Genomic DNA, 22,686 nt, shown 5'->3' on the forward strand with positions numbered 1-22,686 from the left:
CGTACACGCATTCAGGGAGGGATTCTACTGATGGTAAAAAAATGGGCCGTCATCTACGAAACCGTTTTACTCACACTTGCACTACTATCCGTCATGTATTTATGGTCGGACCATCCGGCTGCCATCTTTCTGGACCGGTTTGTCTGGCTGCTGTTTTTCGTCGACGTTACCATCCGGATCCTGCGTTCAAAGGATAAACTGCATTACATAAAAAAGCATCCGCTTGAAGTCATTGCCGCCATTCCTTTAGAGAGCATTTTTCAGCTTGCCCGTGTGGCAAGGCTGTTCCGTCTTTTGCGAATGCTGCTCATTGTCCGGCGGCACTTCCCCCACCTGCTTAAAATCCTAAGGACAAACGGACTGGACCGTGTCCTCCTGTTCTCATCCGTCATGCTGTTTGCCTCTTCCGTCATTATCCGGCATGCGGAGGAAAATATTGACTCTTATGCCGACGGTTTGTGGTGGTCGATTGTGACAGTCACCACCGTCGGCTACGGAGACATCGCCCCTTCCACACTTTCCGGCAGGCTCGTCGCCATTTTCCTGATGGTCATAGGGATCGGTTTGATCGGGATGCTTACCGGTTCCATTACCACCTATTTCGTCAAGAAACCGAAGGATGGACACCACACGATCCGCTATATCCAATCGGAACTCGACCGTTATGATGAACTATCCAACAAGGAACGCGACCGCCTCGTATTTCTTCTTACAGAAATGAACGAGGAGCATGCAGAAGAAAGAATCAAGCATAAAGAAAACGGACGGAGGCGTCACTAACGTCTCCCTCGGTTTTTTTTCTTTATGTACGAATCCCGGCCGTCCACATTCAGGTCTTCCCGTCCATTGAAGGAGCGTCTAAAGAAAAGTAGAAAAAAACCAGAGGATGACCGGGGAAGGAGAACATCTTATGCTCGATAAACATTCATGGATCAAACCTCTCATGCTCGTTGTCACTTTTCTTTTCCTTGCTGGATGCCAGGCGGTAGAAACGACGTCCGGCGAGCTTGAAACGGCCGTCGTCACCCGCGTTGTCGACGGGGACACGCTGCATATAGAGTGGAACGGCAAAGAAGAAACGGTGCGCCTGCTGCTGGTGGACACACCTGAGACCGTCCATCCCGGCAAACCTGTGCAGCCCTATGGAAAAGAAGCGAGTCAATTCGCGAAGGAAACATTGTCGGGAAAAGAAGTTCAGCTGGAGTTTGACGGCCCCGAGCGTGACAAGTACGACCGGCTGCTTGCCTACATATGGGTCGAGGATACCTCTTTTAATCAACTTCTGCTGGAAAAAGGCCTTGCCCGTTATGCCTATGTCTATGACCCTCCTTATACGCATGCCGGGAAGTTGAAGGATGCGGAGCAGGAAGCCTCCGACCATAAAAAGGGGATTTGGAGTCTCCCAGGATACGTGACAGAGGACGGATTTGCAGAAGGTTTTGAAGACGGACAGAATGAAAGCAGCTCTTCCAGCCACAAAGCCCCGCCCGAAGGGGACGACAAGGACTGCTCGGACTTTCATACACAAGAAGAAGCCCAGACCTTTTATGAAGACGCCGGCGGACCTGAACAGGATCCCCATCGTCTGGATGGGTCCGACAAGGATGGACGGGTCTGTGAAAGCCTGTCCTAAAAAATCCGGTCTCACCACGGAGACCGGATTTTTTTAATGAACAGCTGATGTACGTGCTGTCTCCTTTTCCATACAACGATCGTGAAGGACCTGACAGACTTCTATCCTGTGACTCTCAGGAACATCAATCGTCCAGACATGCGGCTGAATTTCTACAACAAAACCATCTTGAAGACATGGAAGATTCCTCATAAGCGAGCGTACTTTCTGCTTGTCTTCCTCGGATCTGAAAATGACATGCACGAGGGCCCTCCCGTCATAATATTCAGGAACTATCCCCTCCGGTCTTCCACCGAATTGGTTGAGCCAGGATTTTGTATCATATGCATCTTCATCACGTACAAGAATTCTGTATAGACGGTTTTTTATTTTTTGAACCGCTTTGCAAGGACGCAAATCTTTCTTCCATTCTCTCTGCAATTCCCTCACATCTATCCCACTATGGATAGAGAAGTGGGATAGTCCTGTTTCATAAGTCACTCCTATCACAGGAAAAGAATGGGGACTCAAGGTCCTTGGAAGAATGGTCGTCCCTTCCTGCTCCGTAAAGCTTGAACGGACAACCAAAGGGATCTGCCAGGCTTCCGCTGCAGCCGCAGCTCTCGGGTGGACAACGGATGCGCCGAGCTCTGCAAGGGCAGACAAGCTTTCGTAATCCAACTGTTCATATTTCTGCGCTCCTGTGATTGTTCCTGGATCTGCGGTATAAACGCCGTCCACATCCGTGAAAATTTCACAGCGGTCCGCTTTCAGGACACCAGCCAGCACCGCTGCTGTCGTATCCGATCCTCCACGCCCGAGGGTTGCCACTTCATGGCCTCCGGGACAGCCTTGAAAACCGCTGACAATGACCACCTTTCCTTCCCTGAGTCTATGCCTTATGGGTTCAGGGTCGACGTCTTTCACAAGGGCTTCACCGTAGCTGGAATCCGTTTTAATTCCGGCCTGTGCTCCAGTCAGCGCTTCGACCTCCACTCCCCCGGCCTTCAGTGCCATCGCCATTAATGCACACGACACCTGCTCCCCTGTAGAAAGGAGAAGATCCATTTCTCTTGCTGCAGGACGGGAGGAAACTTGTCCGGCAAGAGCGGTCAAGTTGTCTGTCGTTCTGCCCATAGCAGAAACAACGACAACGACTTGACGGCCTCTTTTCACTTCCTTGATAATCCGATCTGCCGCATCAGTCATCCGCTTCGTTGTCTGCAGGGATGTGCCTCCATATTTTTGTACGACAAGTTCCACCATGATCCCTCTTTCCGTCAGGTTATCTGTTCCATTTCATTCTTGAAGGCTGCCAGGGCGTTCGTTACCTGACCGAATTCCGATGCATGAGGACGGTCTTCACCATCTTCATATCCGTAATCAACCATACGGTTTCGATTCAGGCACAGCTTGGTCATCGTCGGCTTGAAGAAATCAAACAATGCAAACCGATCCTCCAGCTGCGGAAACTTCCGTTGATAATCCTGGATCGCCTCTGCCAGAAGGCCCCAGAACACATCCTCTGTCAACAGCTCATGCGTTTCCAGCACGTCGCTTAAGTAGCGGAGGTGACAGATAAACAATCCTGTAAAAATAAATTGCGTCAATCCTTCGGGCGGTTCACTGCGGAGCACTTCCTTCATTTCCTCAGAGAGGTCCTTCAATTCTTCGAACGGCTGATCCGTCACATTGACATCATCGACAAAATCCTTGACCGCCAGGCGGTGAGGCTTGTAGTCTTTCAGGACAAGAATGGTATTCTGCCCGTGCGGACTGAAAACCGTCCCGTATTGATATAGGAAGTGAAGCAGTGGATCCATGATCACTTTATAAAATTGACGCATCCATGCTTCCGGATCCATGCCTGACGCTTCAATCAGCGCCTGCACGTAAGGGGTGCCTTGATGGTCTTTATGAAGCAGCGCTGCAAGTGTAATGGGCTGCTCCCCCTCTTCCACATATGTATAAATACTTTCACGCCAGATTGTCCCGAGCATTTCCAGGTATTGATACGGGGCGTTTTTCACAGACGCGAAGTGGGGCTGGTCTACATTGATACTGGCGTTCTCTCCAGGAAGAATCACCCGGCACTCCCGCTTAAGAAAATCATCCTTCTCATACATCCCCTTGATAAGGGCCGTCACCTTCGGGGCAATCCGTGTCCGTTCGGCAGGAAGACCACGGTAGACCAGTGTGTTCAAAATACTCATTGGAAGCTTCACGTGGTGCTTATCCTTTTCGCTTCGGTTGACGAACGTACGGATGGACTGCTGTGGAAGGTATTTGTCCTGACCATCACCGAGCGGGATCATGGTCTTTCGTGCCAGCTCGCCTGGGAAATGCAGGACAATGGTGTTTTTCCACTGCCATTCATGGACAGGGAGAAAATAATATTCGTCTGGATTCTTCCCTTCTTGTTTCACAACGGCGGCAAACCGCTCTCTTTCTTCCTGGCTCAATTCTTTTTCCAGCAGATCTTTGTAGGAAAGTCCATCCACAGCCTGGAATTCAGCGAGACTGTGATGCACAGCAATCCAGGATAGAAGGATTTCTTCCTGATGTTCCGGCGCATACCTCAAGTAGTCATCATAGCCAAAGCCAATCCGGCCTTTATTGTAGGTAATCCACGGGTGGCCTTCCATATATCCTTCCAGTTCCGCATAATCGAGATCGATCAGATCACGGGATGTCCGGTCCGTCTTTCTTTTCAAGTAAACGTCCGCCATTAATGTCGCCTGTAGTTCCTTGATCAAATGCCCGGTCGTTTCCGGCTTCATGCCAATCGCATCTTTAAGGTCAATCAGAAGCTGAACTGCATCGTCCGGTTCTTCTACTTCTAGGCCGTGTCTGACGGTTATGGATGCGTCCTTCACGTCCCAGCTGTCAAACAGACGGCTGACGGCTTCAAACGTATACACTTTTCCGCCCAAAGCGTGGAGATCAAATTTCTTCGTCTTCCCATTCTCCGCAATCAATTCCGGACGGATCATATCTTCATACATATATTCGGCCAGCATCTTGGCCATCAGCTTCCGATTGACCGCTTTCCAGTCCGCTTCGTTGAAACTATTGGAAACTTCCGCTTGTTTATACATGTTCATCCCTCATTTCTTCATGCTTGAATGTTCCGGCTTCCTGACTGCTCCAAACGTCTGGAACACATTTTCGACCTGTACCGGATACACGTCCCGGCCGGCAATTCTGTTGATAATGACTGCATTCCGATGCGCGCCAAGACCAAGATCAGGAGCCCCCACCCCGTGGGAGTGAAGTTCACCATTCTGAACAAAAAGACTCCCCTGTGTCTTGATCGTCGTTTTCAATTCATAGGTTTTCTCAATCTGAAAACGCCCCTGTTCATCCCATAAGACCTTGTCTTGAATCGACTGGAGAAAAGTAGGTACCGCCGGCTGATAACCCGTGCCTAACACGACCACATCAGCTTCTGCCTCTACCGTGTCTTCCTTAAGCCTATGAACACCACTCAGTGTCCACCGTCCGTTTTCCCAATGGATGGATGTTAGTTCTGTCATCGCCTGAAGGTGGATGTCCGGGGACGCTCCTCCAATCGTCCGTTCATATAAATGATCATAAATATCCGCAATGGTTTCAGCACTGATTCCTTTATACAACAGCCCTTGATCCTTCAGAAGCGCATCCTTCTTTTCCTGCGGCAGTTCATAGAAAAAATCGATATAATCGGGGGAGAAGTATTCAAGACCGAGCTTGGAGTATTCCATAGGAAAGAAGCCGTTCGATCTTGTATACCACTGCAGACTTCCTTCTGAATCCTGCTGGCTGCGGGCCAGATCAAGAAACACCTCTGCGGAGCTCTGACCGGATCCAAGGACAGCGATCGACTGATCCGGACGGATGTTTTTCTCTAAATACTTGGACGTGTGAAAAACCGTATCTCCGAGAGTTTCCTGAAAAGCAGGCGGGATGTATGGCTGTGTACCAATTCCGATCACCACATTCTCTGCGTAGTACACCTCCTCCGCCCCCGTCTGCTCTTGAAGGACGCCTACTTCATATACAGCGCCGGATTCCTTTTCTACTACGTCCACACGGGTAACGGTTCGGCCGAAGCGGCAGGACGTGAGGCATCCACTTACCCAGCGGCAGTAGGCGTTGTATTCTTTCCGGGGGATATGGAATTTCTCCAAAAAATAAAAATGGTAGAGCCGCTGATGCTCCTGCAGGTAATGAAGGAAGCTGTACTCACTCCGGACATCCGCCATGCTGACAAGATCGGCAAAGAAAGGGACTTGAAGGGTCGTGCCTTCAATCAGCATGTTCGGATGCCAGTTGAATTCCTCTTCCTTTTCGAAAAAGAGGGCAGAGACGTCCTCAACAGGGTCAAGCAGCGCCGCCATCCCTAAATTGAACGGGCCAAGACCCACTCCGATCACATCATATACGTAGGAAGGCTTCATCTTTCCATCTCCTTTCGAACTCTTCCCGCTCACAAAACATCAAGAGGGCTTCTTTATCAGGGAGCGTAATCGGTGCCACCGGCCTGAATCCACACGCCTTAAAAACATGAATCATTTTTTCATTGCGGATGTCCGGCTCAGCCACGACCTTTGTTGTATTCTGGTGCCTGAATTGAAACTGCACCATGGCTTTTAATAACGGCAGGGCGTACCCCCGGCCAAGAAAATCCTTTTCGCCGATCAGAAGGTGGATGCCCTGATCATAGGGAGATGGATTATAACAGCCCTCCACCACGTCTCCCTTCACCCAGTAAGCTTCCCAGTAACTCATAGGAGTACCGTTCATACATCCGATATAAAGCGTTTGGTGAGGATCATTCCCTGCCTTCTGAAAATGGGTGTAAAATTCCGGCCAAGGGAGGTTCAGCTGCCAGAATGGATGCACATGCTCCTCGTTCATCCATGTATGAATGAGCGGGCCGTCCTCTTCCTGCACCTGTCTGAATGCCAGCGAGCGCGCGATGGCAGGATCATAGAATTCATAATCAAACCTCATGATGCGCGCCCACCTTTGCAGCCAATGGGTTATGCACGTTCGTATACACAGACTGGGATTCCATCGGACCAACAAGCTCGTCCATATCATACAAACGTGTTAACAGGTTGGCCTTACATGGAAGCTGCTCTTCTTCCAGCAGGGTTCGAACAACGTTCATCGGCAGCCATGCGGCCAAACGGCTTTGCAGCAGATCTATCAGCTTTTCCTCCTCTACAAGACCGTTCACCCCGAATCCGTTAATGATTCCATATAAATGATTAAAGAAAAAGTAATAGCGGAGCCGCTCTTCAGCCACCTCATCGTCACAAATGGTGTCACTTTCCTCATTCAGGGATGGAAGCAGGTTGGACAGTTTTGCACCATAAGAACGACTGAAGTAATACCCCTGATTGTCCCTGTAATAGAACTGAGAAGGATACCCCTCCTTCAGACGTACAAGGGAATTCTGCTGGTGGGCTTCGAGTGCAATCCCGTAATTGGACAGCAGCCACAGCACCGGATCAAGGCTCATGGATAAATAACGGTCAAACCAATCCATACTGACTTCTTCCAGTGTCCGCTTTTCCTTTTCTGCGAGACCGTGAATGATCGACGCCAGCCTTGCTTTTTCACCATAGGCATGATCTTGAACGAGAGCAGCAGCCGCTGTAACCTGAGCCTCATCGTCGTAAAACGGATTTTCCCTGAGGACTACTTCAAAACCGGAAACCTCTGAGCCTGTCACCACGTTCACAGAGGCAGGGTCTTTAATAATATGAAAATCCGGGTACTTCTCCCTCATCCAGCTTCCAAGCTCTGTATCCAGCAGTCTCGATACTTCCACGCCACGCGCCAGTTCCTTCGGTTGATTGACACGGAGGGAGTTTGTAATTTTCACAGGTACCGAGAACTTATACATAAACCGGGAGGATTCATTGTACAGCGTCCGGAAGGAAGAAGTAGCCGTGAACGGTTCACCTGCCGGCCCGAGGTCCGTTAACAGCCCTTTATTCAGCAGTTCCTCAACCTCTTTTTCTTGGAGAACCTTAGCAGCCTGCAGCGGATGAAGCGGAATCAGGTACCGCCCTTTCTCCCATTCTTCTGTCATTCTTTCTGCCTGCTCCCCTTTGAGGGCATCTATTTTGATCCACTCGACAGCCGGTTTGGAAAGACTGGAATCCTGGGTGACGATGGATGGGTCTGCGCTGAAATAGTGAAGCCGGAAGCGGCCTTTCAATTCCGGGGTATAAAGGTCATCCTCTCCATCTGTCAACCCCTGCTTACTTTTTGGAGTGGGGTGCAGAAGATGACCAAAAAGGAGCGACTGTTCGGCTTCTATAAATGTAAAGAACTCATCAGAAAGCTGTTCCCGATCCCCCTCACGCTTTTTGATATAGCCTTTAATTTTTTTGCAGCTGAGCAGAACCCTCAGCACCAGTTCGTCCTCAGACCATTCCCGGCCGTTGCCGATGAGCCATTCCTTGACAATCAGTGTCGTCATCGTCACGTAATCCAGTGTTTGGTATTCTCCGGTTCGGCCTGTTTTGTAAAAAGCCGGAAATCGGAAAAGGTGTCGGCCTGTCAAGGACCAGTAGTCCACGTTTACGTATAGGTGAATGTCCTGTCTGCCAAGAGACAGACGAAGCACGGTCTGCCCCTCTTCCCGGAATGGATGATCTTCTGTATCGATTCGTTCATATTCCTGTGTTTCTCTTAAATAACAATTGAGAAAACTCTGCATCGAAGCCTGCTCTGCTTTTTCTTCAGCTCTTATCAAGGTGGATCCCTCCTGTCATCTGCTGTGCTGCTGTTTGTTCGACACGATCAAGGACGTCCTTCACATCATCAATCGACGTTCTCGGATTTAAAATTGTAAGCTTAAGATGGGTTTCTCCATGGACCTTCGTTTTCGCCACCACCGCTCTTCCGTCCTGAAATAACGCCTGCTGCAGTTTCCGGTTCAAGCGATCCACGTCCCCATCACCATCATCCGGTCTGTACTGAAAGACGACGGCCGACAACTGTGGTTCTGGATTTGCCGGATAAAAAGCGGACCGCCTTGTCATTTCCTGCGCCGCCAGCCGGGCTGTTTCAATCGTCTGGTCGATCATACTGCCGATCAAATCTGTGCCGAGCGTTTTTAACGTCAGAAAAATTTTCAATGCATCAAAGCGCCGGGTCGTCTGGACACTCTTGTTGACGAGGTTCAGAACGCCTTCCTGTTCATCCTGTTCCGGGTTCAAATAATCGGCATGATGGGAAATCCATTTGAAATGATTGGAATCCTTCAGTAGAAACACACCGCTGCTTATTGGCTGGTATAACCATTTATGAAAATCGAGGGTCATGGAATCCGCCTGCTCCAGACCGGCCAGTTTATGACGGTGACTGCTGAGAAGGAGCCCTCCTCCATAAGCGGCATCAACGTGAAACCAGATGTCATTTTCCCTGCAGATGTCTGCCAGTTCCTCCAATGGGTCAAGGCTTCCAAAATCTGTTGTTCCGGAAGTAGCAAAAACGGCAAAAGGAAGCAGTTCCTGTTCTTCCATTTCCATTATGATCTGCCGTAGAGCAGAACCGTTCATCCGGTGCTCTCCGTCGACTGGTACGGAAACGACAGCGTTCTCTCCAAGACCAAGCTGTGCCGCAGACTTTTTCACGGAAAAGTGAGCTTCCTCTGAACAAAGGATCCTCAGCTTCTTAAAGCCTTCCGGCAGCCCCTGTTTTTGAACGTTATGGTTCCACTGTTTCCTGCAGAAAGCATCACGCGCCAGCAGCAGTCCCATGTAATTGGATTGAGTTCCTCCACTGGTAAAAACGCCATCCGCCTGATTGCCGTAGCCTGCCCTGGATGTCCAATACCGGATCATGGCCTCCTCTACATAAGTAGCGGCAGGGCTCTGGTCCCACGAGTCCATCGATTGATTCAAAGCTCCGATCAGCAGTTCACCGGCAATTCCCGTAAGGAGTGGGGGACAGTGCAGGTGTGCCATACTTTTTTCATGGGAGACATGCAGGCTGTCGCGGATGACAGGCTGAACTGCTTCCTTCAGCACATCCTGGAAAGGGCGTGCTTCTTCTGTTATATCCATGACGGCCTCGATCTGCCTGCGGATTTCCTCCGGTTGTGCGCCGGAGAAGGGATGATCCGCCTGCTTGAATGTTTCCGTAAATGTTTGCATGACCGTCTCCACCTGACTTTGAAATGCCTGGAGACTCTCTTCCTCCTGGTGAAGGAAAAAGGATTCAAAAAGATCAGTCTGTTTCCTCGATTCAGCCCTCATGGACATATCCTTTCACTGCTGCCTCAACAGCTTTACGGAAGATATCCGTAACTTCCTCCACCTGTTCTTTCGTAATAATCAGCGGCGGCAGAAAACGGACGACAGCGCCGTGACGACCTCCTACCTCTAAAATGAGTCCTCGATCAAAACATTCCTTTTGAATACGGCTGGCAAGCCTGCCATCCCCCGGGAAGCTGCCCCGCTTAGATTCCTTACCTGCTGGGTCTACGATTTCAGCTCCGATCATCAACCCGCGGCCTCGGACATCCCCCAGCTGAGGGTATTCCTTTTGGATATCATATAAAGCCTGCATCAAAATCCTTCCCATCTGCTCGGCATGATCTGGAATCCGATGATTTTTCACATATTTCAAAGTTGCGGTCCCTGCCGCCATCGCCATTTGGTTGCCCCGGAAGGTTCCAATGTGTGCGCCCGGTTCCCAAGCATCCAAATCACGGTCATAGATGAGAACAGAAAGAGGAAGGCTCCCTCCAATCGCTTTGGACAGGACGAAAGCATCCGGAACAATCCCTGCATGTTCAAACGAGAACAGTTTTCCCGTACGGCCGATGCCTGTTTGAACTTCATCGATAATCAGCGGAATTCCCCGTTCCTTCGTAATCCTCCTCATCTCCTGGATCCATTCAACCGGGGCCGGGATCGATCCTCCTTCCCCCTGAACTGTTTCAAAAATCATTGCAGCTGGAGGAAGGATTCCACTTTCCGGGTCATCCAGGAGTTGTTCGATATAGGCAGCACTCAGCTCAGCTCCCTCTTCGCCACCTCTGCCGAATGGACAGCGGTAATCATAGGGGTAAGGAAGGAAATGGGTATCAGGAACAAGTCCCTGCACCCGCTGCTTCGGAGCGAGATTGCCGCTGATGGACATCGTCCCGTGTGTGGAGCCATGGTATCCTCCCTGGAAGGTTAAAATACTCTGCCTTCCTGTCACGGTCTTAGCAAGCTTGAGCGCTGCTTCAACCGCGTCTCCTCCTGTCGGACCGCAGAACTGCACTTTCGCCCTTTCACGGAAAGATTCCGGCAGACTCATAAACAGCTCATCGACAAAGCTTTCTTTAACTTCGGTGGTAATGTCCAATGTATGTAAAGGCAGGCGGTCATGAAGGACTTTCTCCATCGCCGCAGTCACCACAGGGTGATTGTGACCGAGAGCAAGCGTTCCCGCGCCGGCCAGACAATCGATGTATCTCCGTCCTTCCACATCTGTGATATGAATGCCTTCCGCTTCCTTGATCGCCAGTGGAATGCGTCGCGGATAGGACCGGGCGTTCGATTCTCTCTTCTCCTGCTGTTCCAACAGCTGATGATTTGAAATTTCTGTATGTACACTCATGTTTCCAACTCCTTTAACGTCGTGTTGTTGATCCAATGCCATCTTAGTTGATAATGATTTTCATTGTCAACACTAATTGATAACCATTATCATTATCAATTAGTCCTATATTTCTTTCATAAAGACTGCCATAAAAGGGTTTTTCATACTTTCCTAAAATGATGATTTTTCTGATAATTAGCTGAAAAGACCCCCTGTTGCAAAGAGGCCTATAGTCTGTTCTATCTGCCAATATTTTCAACAATCATGCCGAAAGTGGTATAGACATCTATATGAATGTCTTTTATGATGAAAGAGACAATGGAAAATTAAGGAGGTATGCAATGAAAAAGAAAACGCTATCAATTCTGCTCACAACCGTCCTCGGTGCTTCATTATGTTCCGGGGCTGTCGGTGCCGCCCCGGGAGCGAGTATAGAAAATCCGCCAAAAGCCAACCCGTATCAGCAGGGAAAATCTCCGTCCAATAACCACTCATGGGACCGCCAATTTCCGTCGCTTCCCGTATTACATCCAGGATCGATTCGAGGTGCAGGAATGAGAACAGAACCACTAAAGCATATGGATAACGTTTTGCAGACCGCTGTCGACAATGATGTCATGCCCGGAGCCGTAGCCTTCGTTGCCAGACGCGGACACATCGTCAAAGAAAGCTCTTACGGGTATGCGGTCCGCTATGTAGATGCAGACCGGACAGAAACAAACCACCCCATCACCATGACCAAAGACACTATTTTTGACCTGGCTTCCATCAGCAAAATCTTCACGACAACAGCAGCAATGAAGCTTTACGAGCAGGGAAAATTCAATCTGGATGACCCTGTGGCCAAACACATCCCTGAATTCGCAGCCAATGGAAAAGAAGAAGTTACCATCGAACAGCTCATGACCCATACCTCTGGATTTAAGCCATGGATCCCCCTCTATCAAGTAGAAGGTGATCGTAACGACCGCCTCCAGCATGTTTTTCAATACCCGTTGGAAAATACTCCGGGCTCTACATACACCTACAGTGACCTCAACATGATTACCCTCGGCGCGCTCGTGGAGCGGCTGTCCGGCATGAAACTGGATGCCTATGTCCAACAGGAAATTACAGCCCCGCTTGGAATGAGTGACACCATGTACAATCCACCGGAACAGTTGAAGAACCGTATTGCTGCAACGGAATACCAGCCATGGACAAACCGGGGACTGGTATGGGGGGAGGTCCATGATGAAAGTGCATGGTCTCTGGACGGCGTTGCCGGCCATGCCGGAGTCTTTTCAACCGCTTCCGATTTAGCAGTTTTTGCCCATATGTTTTTAAACGACGGCAAGTACGGGGGCACACGGATTCTTGAACCTGAAACCGTTGATCTGCTGACAGAGAACCGGATTCCACAGTTCCCCGGCGATGATCACGGACTTGGCTGGGAACTCCAGCAGGGATGGTTTATGGATGCTCTCTCTTCTCCATCCAGCTATGGCCACACCGGATATACAGGAACATCCATCGTTGTAAATCCAGAAAACGAGACGATTGCGATTCTATTAACCAACCGGGTCCATCCGACCAGGGAGACGGTTTCCACCTCTCCTACCCGCCGGATCTTCGCCCGCACCGTTGCCGATGCTATCCCGGTAACAGCACCAAAATCGAAGAAGGAGACGTGGTTCGCCGGCTATGGTGACCAGTTATCCCGTTCCATGACCGCTGAAGTCAACCTCTATAAAGACCGGACCCTTTCGTTCTCCACATGGCACCAAATCGAGAGCGGTTACGATTTCGGAAAAATAGAAACCTCCACAGACGGTAGCAGCTGGGAAGAAGTGTTGTCCCTTACAGGCCGAAGCCAGGCATGGGAGGAAAAATCTCTTACCATTCCGGCAGAAACGAAATATGTCCGGTTCACCTACGAAACGGATACCTCCGTCAACAACCGCGGATGGTATATCCATGGGGCTGAAATGAATGGAACTCCCCTCTCCTTTTCCAGCGAAGAATGGGAAAAGAGGAAATACTAACAACCATCCGCTGTCACCCACGGGGTTTTATTCAAAATAAAGACGGATGACTTGGAGTCATCCGTCTCAGCTTGTAGAGAGCCCTTTTGTTTTTCCAGTATCTGCAGGAGTTCCGCACCTTCACTTTCTGCGGACGAACATCCAAGACTCCTCGGGACAAACTCTACGCGGCCTCGGCCGACCGTTTTCGGAGGAGAAAATGAACGGCGCTTGTTCCGGAACCAAAAAAAGACTCCCTTCCACCCAGACACCCTGGGAACTAATTTTAACATTCACTTGGTTAGGTCACGAGGAGTGTTCGGTGGTGACGCCTGCGGGAACGGCACGAGCCGATAAGCGGAACGTGGCCGTAAATGTTTCATTCGGAAGCGAAGCAGATACCATATATTCTCTTTCTCTACAGCCTGAAAAAGACGGATGACCTCATGTCATCCGTCTTTTTCAAGCTCATTTTTTAAAACCACTGCCCGATTTTTCAGCATCCTTGTCATATACTTCTCCAAAAACAGCCGGTCAGCGAGCCGTCCCAGGATACCAAGGGGCGATTGATAAACAAACGTATCCACCATCAGCGTCCCTTCACCTTTTTCAATGAAATCATGGGTATGGGTGAAGGAATGGAAAACACCTTTATCCATCACATCGACAAACCGATGGGGCGTCTGCATGGAAACAATCCGTGCCGTCAAACGCTGCCGGACGCCGAAGTGAATGGCTTCCCAGGTGACGGTGTCCCCTTCCTTCATCAACCCTGCGGTTACACCTCCGACCGCTTTTTCTTTTGTCTGCGTCATGCTCTTCGTATGCAGATCAACGCTCCGTGCCGCGTCAAACACCTGCGAAACCGGAGCCTTTATGAATTGGTAGTGAATGATTTCAGGCATACATCCTCCCTTAGTTGTCATCGGACGTAAAAAATCCCGTAATGGTTAAGGCTGTGCCTCCAAGGGCTGGAACCAGATGAACGAGGAATACAGTAAACGCCGTCGAGAGTCCATGCTCCGACGGACGCGCTTCAGCGAACAGTGGAGCAAGAGGAAACACAAGCAGGAATAGAAGAGCAATTCCTGCCCCTATCCACCTGCGCTTTTTACCTTTTCTCACTGTTTTTTCGAAACTGATCCATATGACCGCTGCATAAACACAGAGTAAAAGAAAAAGCAGACGACCTCCTCCTTTCATACGGATCGTTCTTTACAGCTTCCCGATAGTCAACGCCCTACCCGGGTTCAGACATGACAGCTTCTCTCCCTTTCGTCTGCCCTTTGTCAGCCTGATGATATGCACACTCCGGAAGCTGTTCACTTGTAATCCTGTACCCGTCCCGGCCCGTGACAAATCCAGGAATGCCGGGTTATCTCTACAAACTGAAAGTGTACATAAGCCGTACAGCTCTCCCCCTATGCTTCAAAGGTTTCACCTTTTCTGAAATGACGCTCAATACATGTATGCAGATCCTACTGAGGTACGCCTGTCATCCATTCCAGTATCATCGTTTCTTAAAAACCTGTCACGTTTAAGCTCGAAACCTTAGTTTTTAATAAGAAGTGAACTATATACTTTCATTTCCTCCAGATAAAAAAAGCCCGGTTCATGAACCGGGCTCTCCTTCGTTTATTCTTCTGTTACCTTCACAATCGTACGTCCACGTGTTTTTCCTTCAAGGATATCAGAAAGCGTCTGTGGCAGCTGATCGAATGTGATCTCATTTTTCATTTCATCAAGGCCCTCCGGCTTCAGATCATCAGCGATCCGGTTCCAGATGGTTTTTCGTGTTTCAATCGGGCAATACACAGAATCGATACCCAGAAGATTGACACTGCGCAGAATGAACGGGAATACAGTCGTCGGAACGCTTGTACCCGCTGTCAAACCACTCACCGCAACAGCACCACCGTATTTTGTTTCACTTAAAATGGTCGCAAGCGTCTTACCACCGACAGGATCGACGGCCCCGGCCCAGCGCTGTTTGCTCAATGCCCGTACTTTTTCCGGGGAAAGCTCTTCGCGTGGAATGATATCCTCTGCACCGAGGTGCTTCAAATAATCATGCTCGGAGGCTTTTCCTGTGCTTGCGGTCACATGATACCCACGTTTTTTCAGCATAGCGACAGCCATACTGCCCACACCGCCGGTCGCTCCAGATACAAGAATGGAACCATCTTCCGGTTTCACACCTGCTTCTTCAAGCTTATGAACGGACAAGGCTGCTGTAAATCCAGCCGTACCGAAGACCATGGCTTCTGACAGGCTTAAATTTTCCGGAAGCGGAATGATCCAGTCCCCAGGAACACGCGCATATTCACTGTATCCACCATAATGAGATACTCCAAGTTCATAGCTGGTTACGATGACTTTCTGTCCTTCCTCATAGCGGGAATCAGCAGATGATACGACCGTCCCGGCCAAGTCGATTCCGGGAACAAACGGATAAGACTGGACGATCTTCCCGTTCGGAGTACTTGCCAGCCCGTCCTTATAGTTGACGCTTGAGTAATGCACCTGAATGGTGACGTCCCCTTCAGGCAGGTCATTCAATGTCAGTGACTGAATGTCCGCTGTAAAATCATCTTCTGTTTTATTCACTACAAAAGCCTTAAATGCTTCGCTCATGTGTAACCTCTCCTTTCACCTTTTCATGTGATCCAACTCTATCGTAAGGCATTTTATACTGACTGGTCAAATTATTCTATCCGGTCAGAAAAAATATTTTCATGTCCTGCCTTCTTCTTGTATAATAGATGGTTAGTATAGGAGGTAAGCTTATGGCTAAGAAAGCAGAGCAGCGACGACAACAGATTTTGAAGGCCGCTTTTGAAGCAGTGGCTGCCAAAGGCTATGATTCTGTTACGCTACAGGATATCGCGGATTATGCGGAAGTGAGTAAAGGCGTGACCAATTATTACTTTAAAAATAAAGTGGATGTCTTTTCCCACTTGTTGGAGTGGATTACAACACGCATCTATGAAAAAGAAGCCGCTTCTATTGAACGAAAAGAAACAGCCTTGGAAAAACTCGAAGCTTATATAGATCAGGTGTTTGTCAGTCCTGAAGAAAATAAAACGTTTTACAGCGTCTACCTCGATTATCTGTCTCAAATGAAGCACCAGGAACGCTACAGGCAGATCAACCAGCAATTTTATGAAAACTGCTGGTCCATCGGACGTGAAATCATTACGCAGGGACTGGAAGAAGGCGTCTTTCACGTCGAGGATGTCGAACAGTCCGCCATCAGTATCCGCAGTATGATTGACGGAACCCTTATCCAATGGCTGATGAGTCAGGATGATGCCAAGCACGCGAGTTATAAGTTCCATTGTCATCAGTCCGTCCTCCGCCTACTGAAGGCGTCCTCATAGAAAAACCTCTCAGGAAGCTGTCCTGAGAGGTTTTTCCATTTTATAATTCCTTCGTACCTTTGACGCCATTGATCGAATAGCTTGCCGTCAATTCCGCACTGATGGAGTGGGAAACTGAGCAGTATTTATCTTTGGACAATTGAATCGCGCGGACGACTTTTTCCTCAGGAAGGTCGCCTTTCAAATCATAATGGATGTGCATGCTCGTAAATTTACGTGGGTGTTCATCGGCTCTGTCACCACTGACATCCATATGGAAATCTTCAATTGGAAGACGCATTTTCTTTAAGATGGAAATGATATCAATACCCGTGCAGCCAGCGACTGCGTTCATTAATAATTCGGTCGGTCTGGCACCGCCGTTCTTCCCGCCGGAGTCCTCTCCAGCATCCATGTCGACCGTGTGGCCGGAGGGAGTATCTCCTGAGAACGCCATATCTCCATTCCATTGAACTTTAAATTCCATCAGCTTCATCTCCTTTAATAAGAAGGGGTTTGTTTTATCATGCACTTTCTGATTCCCCTTATACAACCCGGGGTTTATTCAGAAACACCTTCTACTCTACCACAGCTTTTCTAAAAACGTGTGTCTCCTGCTCAGCCCTTTCTTTATAAAGAGACTCTGTTATTGCTTGGTGTTGTTATGTAACATGTGAGCTCAGATCACCCCTTTCTGTCATGGGATTTGTAGGAGGCGGCCTTGGGAATGACTCCCTTTCCGTGGGGTACCGTGAGCCTCCTCAGGCTGCGCCTTCCGGGGTCTCACGATGTACCTTCATCCCACAGGAGTCCCGCCATTCCAAGGCCGCCTCTTCAAAGAAGGGGAGTTAGAAAGGACATAACCGAAGTCCGTTACACCACTACGAAAGGGATGGCAGGGAAAACAGGTAGACTCCTGCGGGAAAAAGGAACAAGGGGAGACCCCGGAGAACGAAGTTCGAGGAGGCTCATCGTTCCCCGCGGAAAGCGGACGGTTTTCCCTGCCATCCCATGCTCTGAGTAAATAACGGACCGGACCCCTAATTCCAGACGGAGACGATTTAGTACTCGTTTAAAATATCAACAACAGACTTTAACAGAGCTTATATAGAAGAAAACCGTCCTGACATCACAATCATTCAAACCCTTCCAGAGCCATCATTGGGGCCTCTGATTCCTTTATGGTCATAACAAAAGAAGCGCCGGTTGTTTCTCTGTCCAGAAAAAAAGGTATGGACAGGTATAGGTGAAAGGAGAGTGGAAGACGTGGAAAAGAAAAACAGACTCGTCCGCGATCATACCCCTCAGGAACTGAAGGGTTCAGGAAAAACGATTCGAACGAGGCAGCTGGCCGATCAAGAATATAAGGAAACATTGAAAAAGAAGCTTCTCGAAGTCGTCGATGACTATGCCCACGCAAAAGAAAACCGTAAATCCCTCACGAAACTTGCAGACATGATGGAGGTCATTCATGAATTAACCTATTCACATGGAGCGACCATCGAAGAAATCGAACATATCCGTCAGCACCGCCGCACGGAAAAAGGCGGATTTAAAAACCGCACCCTCCTGATCGACGTAGACGAATAAACACGAGCGGTCCTTTTCTTCCAACCCTGCAATCCAGACGTTCGGTTAACAGAAGAGAATAAACCGATGCTCATGAATGTCCGCAGAAAAGCTGTGGCGTGTACACCTGAAGAAGCCGGGATTTTTGCAAAATTATAACATTGGCTTGGATGTTGTCCTTCCTGTTAAAATCGCTTATGATGGAAATAGTGATTTTTTTTAAAGAGGAGCGTATATATGAAACAATCCATTTACGGATTGACGTTTGAACAGCTGACCAGCTGGCTTGAGGAGCATGGGGAAAAGAAGTTCCGTTCCAAGCAGGTGTGGGACTGGCTGTACCAAAAGCGTGTAACAGAATTCTCGCAGATGAAAAACGTCAACCAGTCCTGTATCGACCTTTTGGCTGAGCATTTTACGATCGAAACTTTGACCGAGGAAATAAAACAGGAGTCTCAGGACGGTACAATTAAATTCCTATTCAAACTGGATGATGGAAACGTTATTGAAACCGTATTGATGCGGTTCAACTACGGCCTATCCGTCTGTGTAACGACACAAGTCGGCTGTAACATCGGCTGTTCGTTCTGCGCCAGTGGTATTCTTCGTAAAAGCCGTGACCTGACAAGCGGAGAGATTGTGGAGCAGATTATGCAGGTCCAGCATCATCTTGATAAGCAGGGTAAAGATGAGCGCGTCAGCCACATCGTAGTCATGGGAATCGGAGAACCGTTTGATAACTATGACAACCTGATGGATTTCCTGAACGTCGTGAATGATAAAAAAGGACTTTCCATCGGTGCCCGCCATATTACGGTATCCACCAGTGGAATCGCACCAAAAATGTACGAGTTTGCGGATGAAGGCATTCAAGTCAACCTTGCCTTATCCATTCATGCACCGAACAATGAACTGCGCACACAGATTATGAAAATCAACCGGGCCTATCCGCTTGAAAAGCTGATGCCGGCCATTGATTACTATCTGGAGAAAACCAACCGCAGAATTACGTTCGAATATATTCTGCTTCGTGATGTGAACGATCATAAAAAAGAAGCCGAAGAACTTGCCGCTCTGTTGAAGGATAAGCGTCACTTGTCCTATGTCAACTTAATCCCCTACAACCCGGTCGCCGACCACCCTTACGAGCGAAGTGAAAAGGAAGCTATTCTGACGTTCTATCAGACATTGATGGACCGCGGGATCAAATGCGGGGTTCGTACGGAACACGGAACAGATATCGATGCGGCCTGCGGTCAGCTACGCAGTAAGCAGATTGAAAAAGAAAAAGCACGTAAAAAGAAACAGATGCAGACAAACTAAAAAGGATGAGGCTTTCCAGCCTCATCCTTTTTTTATTTTCAGGCTCCCGCCCATACATCTTTAGCCAGTCTGCCCTCTTTCTCGAGTTGATCGATCCAGTCAGCTGCAGCCTTTTCATCTGCGTCTTTGACTTCCTGAAAGCTGTTCTTCAGGGTTTCCAGTACTTCAGGAGCCATACGGCTTCCATCCCCACAAATATAGAGATGGGCGCCCTGTTCCAACAGGGGAATCAGCTTGTCCTTATCCTCATCCATGACGTGCTGAACATACCTCTTCGGCAGTTCTTCACAGCGGGAAAAAGCGGTGTTTAACGTAATCAAATTCAGTGCTTCCGCTTCCTTCAGCTCGTCTTCATAAAGGAAGTCCTGCTTCGGATGGCGGCACCCAAAGTAAACATGGGCTTCTCCCAGTTCTTTTCCTTCATTCTGCAGGTGTGTTCTCTGCTGAATGAACCCTCGGAAAGGAGCAATTCCTGTTCCAGGTCCGACCATAATGACTGGAGTCCGGCTGTCCTCTGGAAGGTGGAAAGCTGTTTCCGGCGTCCGGATAAAGCAGGCGATCTTATCAGCAGTGTCAAGGGAAGCCAGGTAATTGGACGCCACACCTTTGTACTCTCCTTTACCACTCCAGGCTGCTCCCTTCACGACACTGACAGTCAAGCTTACGCGCTCTTTCCCTGCCGTCGGTGAGCTTGAAATGGAATAATAGCGCACCCGAAGCGGTGGGAGAAGAGCCAGGAACTGCTCAAATTCCATGAGGCAGGAATCATATTCCTCCAACAGTTCGAGCATCGTCCGTCGCTTGGCAAGGATTTCTTTTTTATAGGCCTCTCCTTCTGTCAGGCGCTCGAGTTCCTGTTTATGAGGAGGACACGGATTACTTGCCGCAAGGGCACGCAGCTGGGCCCGAGTCGCCGGTTCCTGAAGTTCAACGTACGAAGATAACAATTCTCTAAGCTGGACCGGCTGACCTGATGGCAGATGCTTCGCTTTTCCCGCCCCTTCCTTCAGAACGACAAAGGCTTCTTTTTTCAGTGAAAAACGGTCCACTACTCTGTCCACGAGGTCTTCATGGTTCTCTGGGACAACACCGATGTGGTCTCCTTCTTGATACACAGTCCCTTCTGGAAGCAGAAGTTCCACGTGTCTTGTACTCCGGGCCCCAGCCTGGTGAAGCTCACGGTTCTCCAATACTTCCGCCGTAAATGCCCCGTAAGACTGACCAATCGGCGTATAACTCGTCCCGCTCACATAGTCCATAGCAATAGAACTGGACTGCTCGGAAGTCTCTTTCACTTCCAATTCATAGAAGGAAGCGAGTTCATTCCAAAGGGTTTCCTGCCACATTTCCAAATCACCGTCAAAATCTTCACTGGCATCTCCTTCTCCGCGGGAAAGAAGACGTCCTGCACCTTTGGCTTTCATTTCTTCGTCGATCCGCTGAGGGATCCGCTGATACGTAGCCGCCCAGTTTCGATCCCCACAGCCGAAGACCGCATACGTGACACCGGACAAATCTTCTGATTCAAGTGTTGGAATCCATTCCATGAACTGACGGGCATTATCAGGCGGGTGGCCGTTATAAGAAGCGGAGATAAATAACACGGCCCCGTCCTTCGGAACGGCACCCACATAGTCATCCAATGGTGCTGTAACGGTTTTGAATCCAAGAGAAGCTCCTTTTTCGGCGATTTCCCGTGCTGTTCCCTCTGCAGTTCCAAGGTTCGATCCATACAGGATATACAAAGGAGTGCCATGCGCATTTGAGACCAATTCCGGATCCTCCACCTGGGACTTCGGAGCTTCCTCTGCCGGCTTTTGGAAGATGGACGCCTCTTTTCTGGTCTTCACTTGCAATGTTAGTCCGTCAGGCTTCAGTGTCAGTGTTTCTTTTACATCGAGTTCATAATTTGTATTATCCACAAGATCAAAATGCTGAAGCACCATGCCGAGGACAAGGACAGCTTCATGAAGGGCGAACTGTTGACCGATGCAGGCTCTCTGTCCGTTTCCGAACGGCTTGAAAGCATGGGCCGGCACCGCCGATGGATCTTCAAAACGCTCCGGTCGGAAGGCTTCTACATCTTCCCCCCACGCCGCTTTATCCCTATGCAGCTCAGGAATCAGCAGGGTGAAGGCATCCCCTTTTTCCACTTCATATTGACCGCCAAGTGTTGTATCTTCCTTGGCGTAGACAGAAAATGCGGGCGCGGTGGGCCAGAGACGAAGCGCTTCATTCAGTACCATCCGTACATATTTCAGCTGTTTCACCTGTTTAAAGGATGGCGTATCCTGACCAAGCACTTCATCTACTTCCGCCTGAGCTTTCTTCCTTTTCTCAGGGTGCTTCATTAAAAAGTAGAGGGCAAACGACAAAAGCCCGCTCGTCGTTTCGTGTCCGGCGATGAGGAACGTAATGATCTGGAAACGGATGTTTTCATCGGAAAGACCCTCACCTGTTTCAGGATCCACCCCTTTGAGCATATGGGATAGAAGATCATCTTCTCCCTGATCACCTGCCTCTTTCCGCTCAGCAATTAAACCGTCTACCAGCTGGAACATATAATCAATATCTTCTTTATACTGGCGTTTCGACCGGACCATCAGCTTATCCTGAATGCCAAGACGCTGGGACTGACTCATCGATTCATCCAGAGCGCGGACCATTTTCTCCACGAACGGATGCATATCTTCCCTGTAGAAACTGTTGAATCGGAAGTTGAATCCACACAGGCCGATGGTATCAAGCGTCAGTCTCGTCATATCATCAGGAACTTGAACCGCTTCCCCTGCATTCAGCCGTGACCACTTCTGTACCAGCTGAACAGCGATGTCGACCATTTTATCGTGGTAACCTTTCATGGCCTGCTGACTGAAGCTCGGAAGGAGGATGTTATGCGCTTTTTTCCAGTTGGGCTCGCCGGTTCCACTCGTAAACAATCCATCCCCGCCAAAAGCCCTCACTTTTTGCAGGGCAGGACCCACATGCTTGTCGAACCGGTTTTCGTCAAGGATCTCATCCGCTAAAGACGCACTGGAGATAAATGTGCTCACTCTTCCTGGAAATTGAAACTGAAAAATGGACCCGTACTCCTCCGCCATACTCATGAACGACTGGATGGGTTTGTCTTTATTCAGCAATGGCAGGTTTCCAAGCGGCCCGTATTCCTTCGGTCGTGGTATTGTATTTGTTTTATTCACAATGATTCACCTCTTGTTAAAAT

At 49.2% G+C, this 22,686-nt stretch carries 18 protein-coding genes; 6 read left to right on the plus strand and 12 right to left on the minus strand.

What is annotated here, in order from left to right; genetic code table 11:
• Positions 1–30: 30 nt before the first annotated feature.
• Positions 31–780, plus strand: coding sequence for a potassium channel family protein (locus ACXADP_RS14660; RefSeq protein WP_474971815.1), 750 nt, complete (start codon positions 31–33; stop codon positions 778–780).
• A 130-nt stretch (positions 781–910) separates the two neighbouring features.
• The gene (locus ACXADP_RS14665) at positions 911–1,633 is read left to right on the plus strand and encodes a thermonuclease family protein (RefSeq protein ID WP_474967922.1); all 723 of its coding nucleotides are present in this window, start codon (positions 911–913) and stop codon (positions 1,631–1,633) included.
• 33 nt (positions 1,634–1,666) lie between these two features.
• Here ACXADP_RS14665 and ACXADP_RS14670 read toward each other — a convergent pair whose 3' ends face one another.
• The 7 genes from ACXADP_RS14670 to ACXADP_RS14700 all read right to left on the minus strand — a co-directional run bounded on the left by ACXADP_RS14670 (position 1,667) and on the right by ACXADP_RS14700 (position 11,269).
• Entirely contained in the window at positions 1,667–2,875 is a 1,209-nt protein-coding gene (locus ACXADP_RS14670; RefSeq protein WP_474971816.1) for an aspartate kinase, read from the minus strand.
• A gap of 17 nt (positions 2,876–2,892) precedes the next feature.
• A complete protein-coding gene (locus ACXADP_RS14675; protein WP_474971817.1) occupies positions 2,893–4,710 on the minus strand; it encodes an IucA/IucC family protein in 1,818 nt (605 codons plus the stop codon).
• A gap of 9 nt (positions 4,711–4,719) precedes the next feature.
• Positions 4,720–6,051 (minus strand): lysine N(6)-hydroxylase/L-ornithine N(5)-oxygenase family protein, encoded by a 1,332-nt coding sequence (locus ACXADP_RS14680; RefSeq protein ID WP_474971818.1) that lies wholly within the window; start codon positions 6,049–6,051, stop codon positions 4,720–4,722.
• Positions 6,029–6,607, minus strand: coding sequence for a GNAT family N-acetyltransferase (locus ACXADP_RS14685; protein ID WP_474967918.1), 579 nt, complete (start codon positions 6,605–6,607; stop codon positions 6,029–6,031). The genes ACXADP_RS14680 and ACXADP_RS14685 overlap by 23 nt, the downstream gene beginning before the upstream one ends.
• Positions 6,597–8,366, minus strand: a complete 1,770-nt coding sequence (locus tag ACXADP_RS14690; RefSeq protein WP_474971819.1) for an IucA/IucC family protein — start codon at positions 8,364–8,366, stop codon at positions 6,597–6,599. The genes ACXADP_RS14685 and ACXADP_RS14690 overlap by 11 nt, the downstream gene beginning before the upstream one ends.
• The gene (locus ACXADP_RS14695; protein ID WP_474971820.1) at positions 8,353–9,771 is read right to left on the minus strand and encodes a pyridoxal phosphate-dependent decarboxylase family protein; all 1,419 of its coding nucleotides are present in this window, start codon (positions 9,769–9,771) and stop codon (positions 8,353–8,355) included. The genes ACXADP_RS14690 and ACXADP_RS14695 overlap by 14 nt, the downstream gene beginning before the upstream one ends.
• Before the next feature lie 91 nt (positions 9,772–9,862).
• Positions 9,863–11,269 carry a diaminobutyrate--2-oxoglutarate transaminase gene (locus ACXADP_RS14700; RefSeq protein WP_474971821.1) on the minus strand — a complete coding sequence of 469 codons (1,407 nt, stop codon included), beginning with the start codon at positions 11,267–11,269 and terminating at the stop codon, positions 9,863–9,865.
• Between the two features lie 281 nt (positions 11,270–11,550).
• On the opposite strand from ACXADP_RS14700, the gene ACXADP_RS14705 reads away from it, so the two are divergent.
• The gene (locus ACXADP_RS14705) at positions 11,551–13,233 is read left to right on the plus strand and encodes a serine hydrolase domain-containing protein (protein ID WP_474971822.1); all 1,683 of its coding nucleotides are present in this window, start codon (positions 11,551–11,553) and stop codon (positions 13,231–13,233) included.
• Between the two features lie 428 nt (positions 13,234–13,661).
• Here the strand turns inward: ACXADP_RS14705 and ACXADP_RS14710 are convergent, their stop codons facing one another.
• The 3 genes from ACXADP_RS14710 to ACXADP_RS14720 form a co-directional block, all read right to left on the minus strand.
• Positions 13,662–14,117: an SRPBCC family protein gene (locus ACXADP_RS14710; protein WP_474967913.1), complete on the minus strand. Its 456-nt coding sequence runs from the start codon at positions 14,115–14,117 to the stop codon at positions 13,662–13,664.
• A gap of 10 nt (positions 14,118–14,127) precedes the next feature.
• Positions 14,128–14,415 carry a hypothetical protein gene (locus ACXADP_RS14715; RefSeq protein WP_474967912.1) on the minus strand — a complete coding sequence of 96 codons (288 nt, stop codon included), beginning with the start codon at positions 14,413–14,415 and terminating at the stop codon, positions 14,128–14,130.
• Between the two features lie 432 nt (positions 14,416–14,847).
• The gene (locus tag ACXADP_RS14720; protein WP_474967911.1) at positions 14,848–15,846 is read right to left on the minus strand and encodes an NADPH:quinone oxidoreductase family protein; all 999 of its coding nucleotides are present in this window, start codon (positions 15,844–15,846) and stop codon (positions 14,848–14,850) included.
• Positions 15,847–15,998: 152 nt separating this feature from the next.
• On the opposite strand from ACXADP_RS14720, the gene ACXADP_RS14725 reads away from it, so the two are divergent.
• Complete coding sequence (locus tag ACXADP_RS14725; RefSeq protein ID WP_474967910.1) at positions 15,999–16,592, plus strand: TetR/AcrR family transcriptional regulator; 594 nt, start codon at positions 15,999–16,001, stop codon at positions 16,590–16,592.
• Positions 16,593–16,632: 40 nt separating this feature from the next.
• Here ACXADP_RS14725 and ACXADP_RS14730 read toward each other — a convergent pair whose 3' ends face one another.
• Positions 16,633–17,058 (minus strand): OsmC family protein, encoded by a 426-nt coding sequence (locus ACXADP_RS14730; protein WP_027953588.1) that lies wholly within the window; start codon positions 17,056–17,058, stop codon positions 16,633–16,635.
• 779 nt (positions 17,059–17,837) lie between these two features.
• Here ACXADP_RS14730 and ACXADP_RS14735 point away from each other — a divergent pair.
• Together ACXADP_RS14735 and rlmN are read left to right on the plus strand one after the other, a co-directional pair.
• Positions 17,838–18,161: a nucleoside triphosphate pyrophosphohydrolase gene (locus tag ACXADP_RS14735; protein WP_474967909.1), complete on the plus strand. Its 324-nt coding sequence runs from the start codon at positions 17,838–17,840 to the stop codon at positions 18,159–18,161.
• 216 nt (positions 18,162–18,377) lie between these two features.
• Positions 18,378–19,463 carry a dual-specificity RNA methyltransferase RlmN gene (gene rlmN, locus ACXADP_RS14740; RefSeq protein WP_027953586.1) on the plus strand — a complete coding sequence of 362 codons (1,086 nt, stop codon included), beginning with the start codon at positions 18,378–18,380 and terminating at the stop codon, positions 19,461–19,463.
• A gap of 38 nt (positions 19,464–19,501) precedes the next feature.
• Here the strand turns inward: rlmN and ACXADP_RS14745 are convergent, their stop codons facing one another.
• A complete protein-coding gene (locus ACXADP_RS14745) occupies positions 19,502–22,663 on the minus strand; it encodes a bifunctional cytochrome P450/NADPH--P450 reductase (RefSeq protein WP_474971823.1) in 3,162 nt (1,053 codons plus the stop codon).
• Between the last annotated feature and the right edge of the window lie 23 nt (positions 22,664–22,686).

Source organism: Halobacillus sp. AWH4_228, assembly GCF_056158365.1.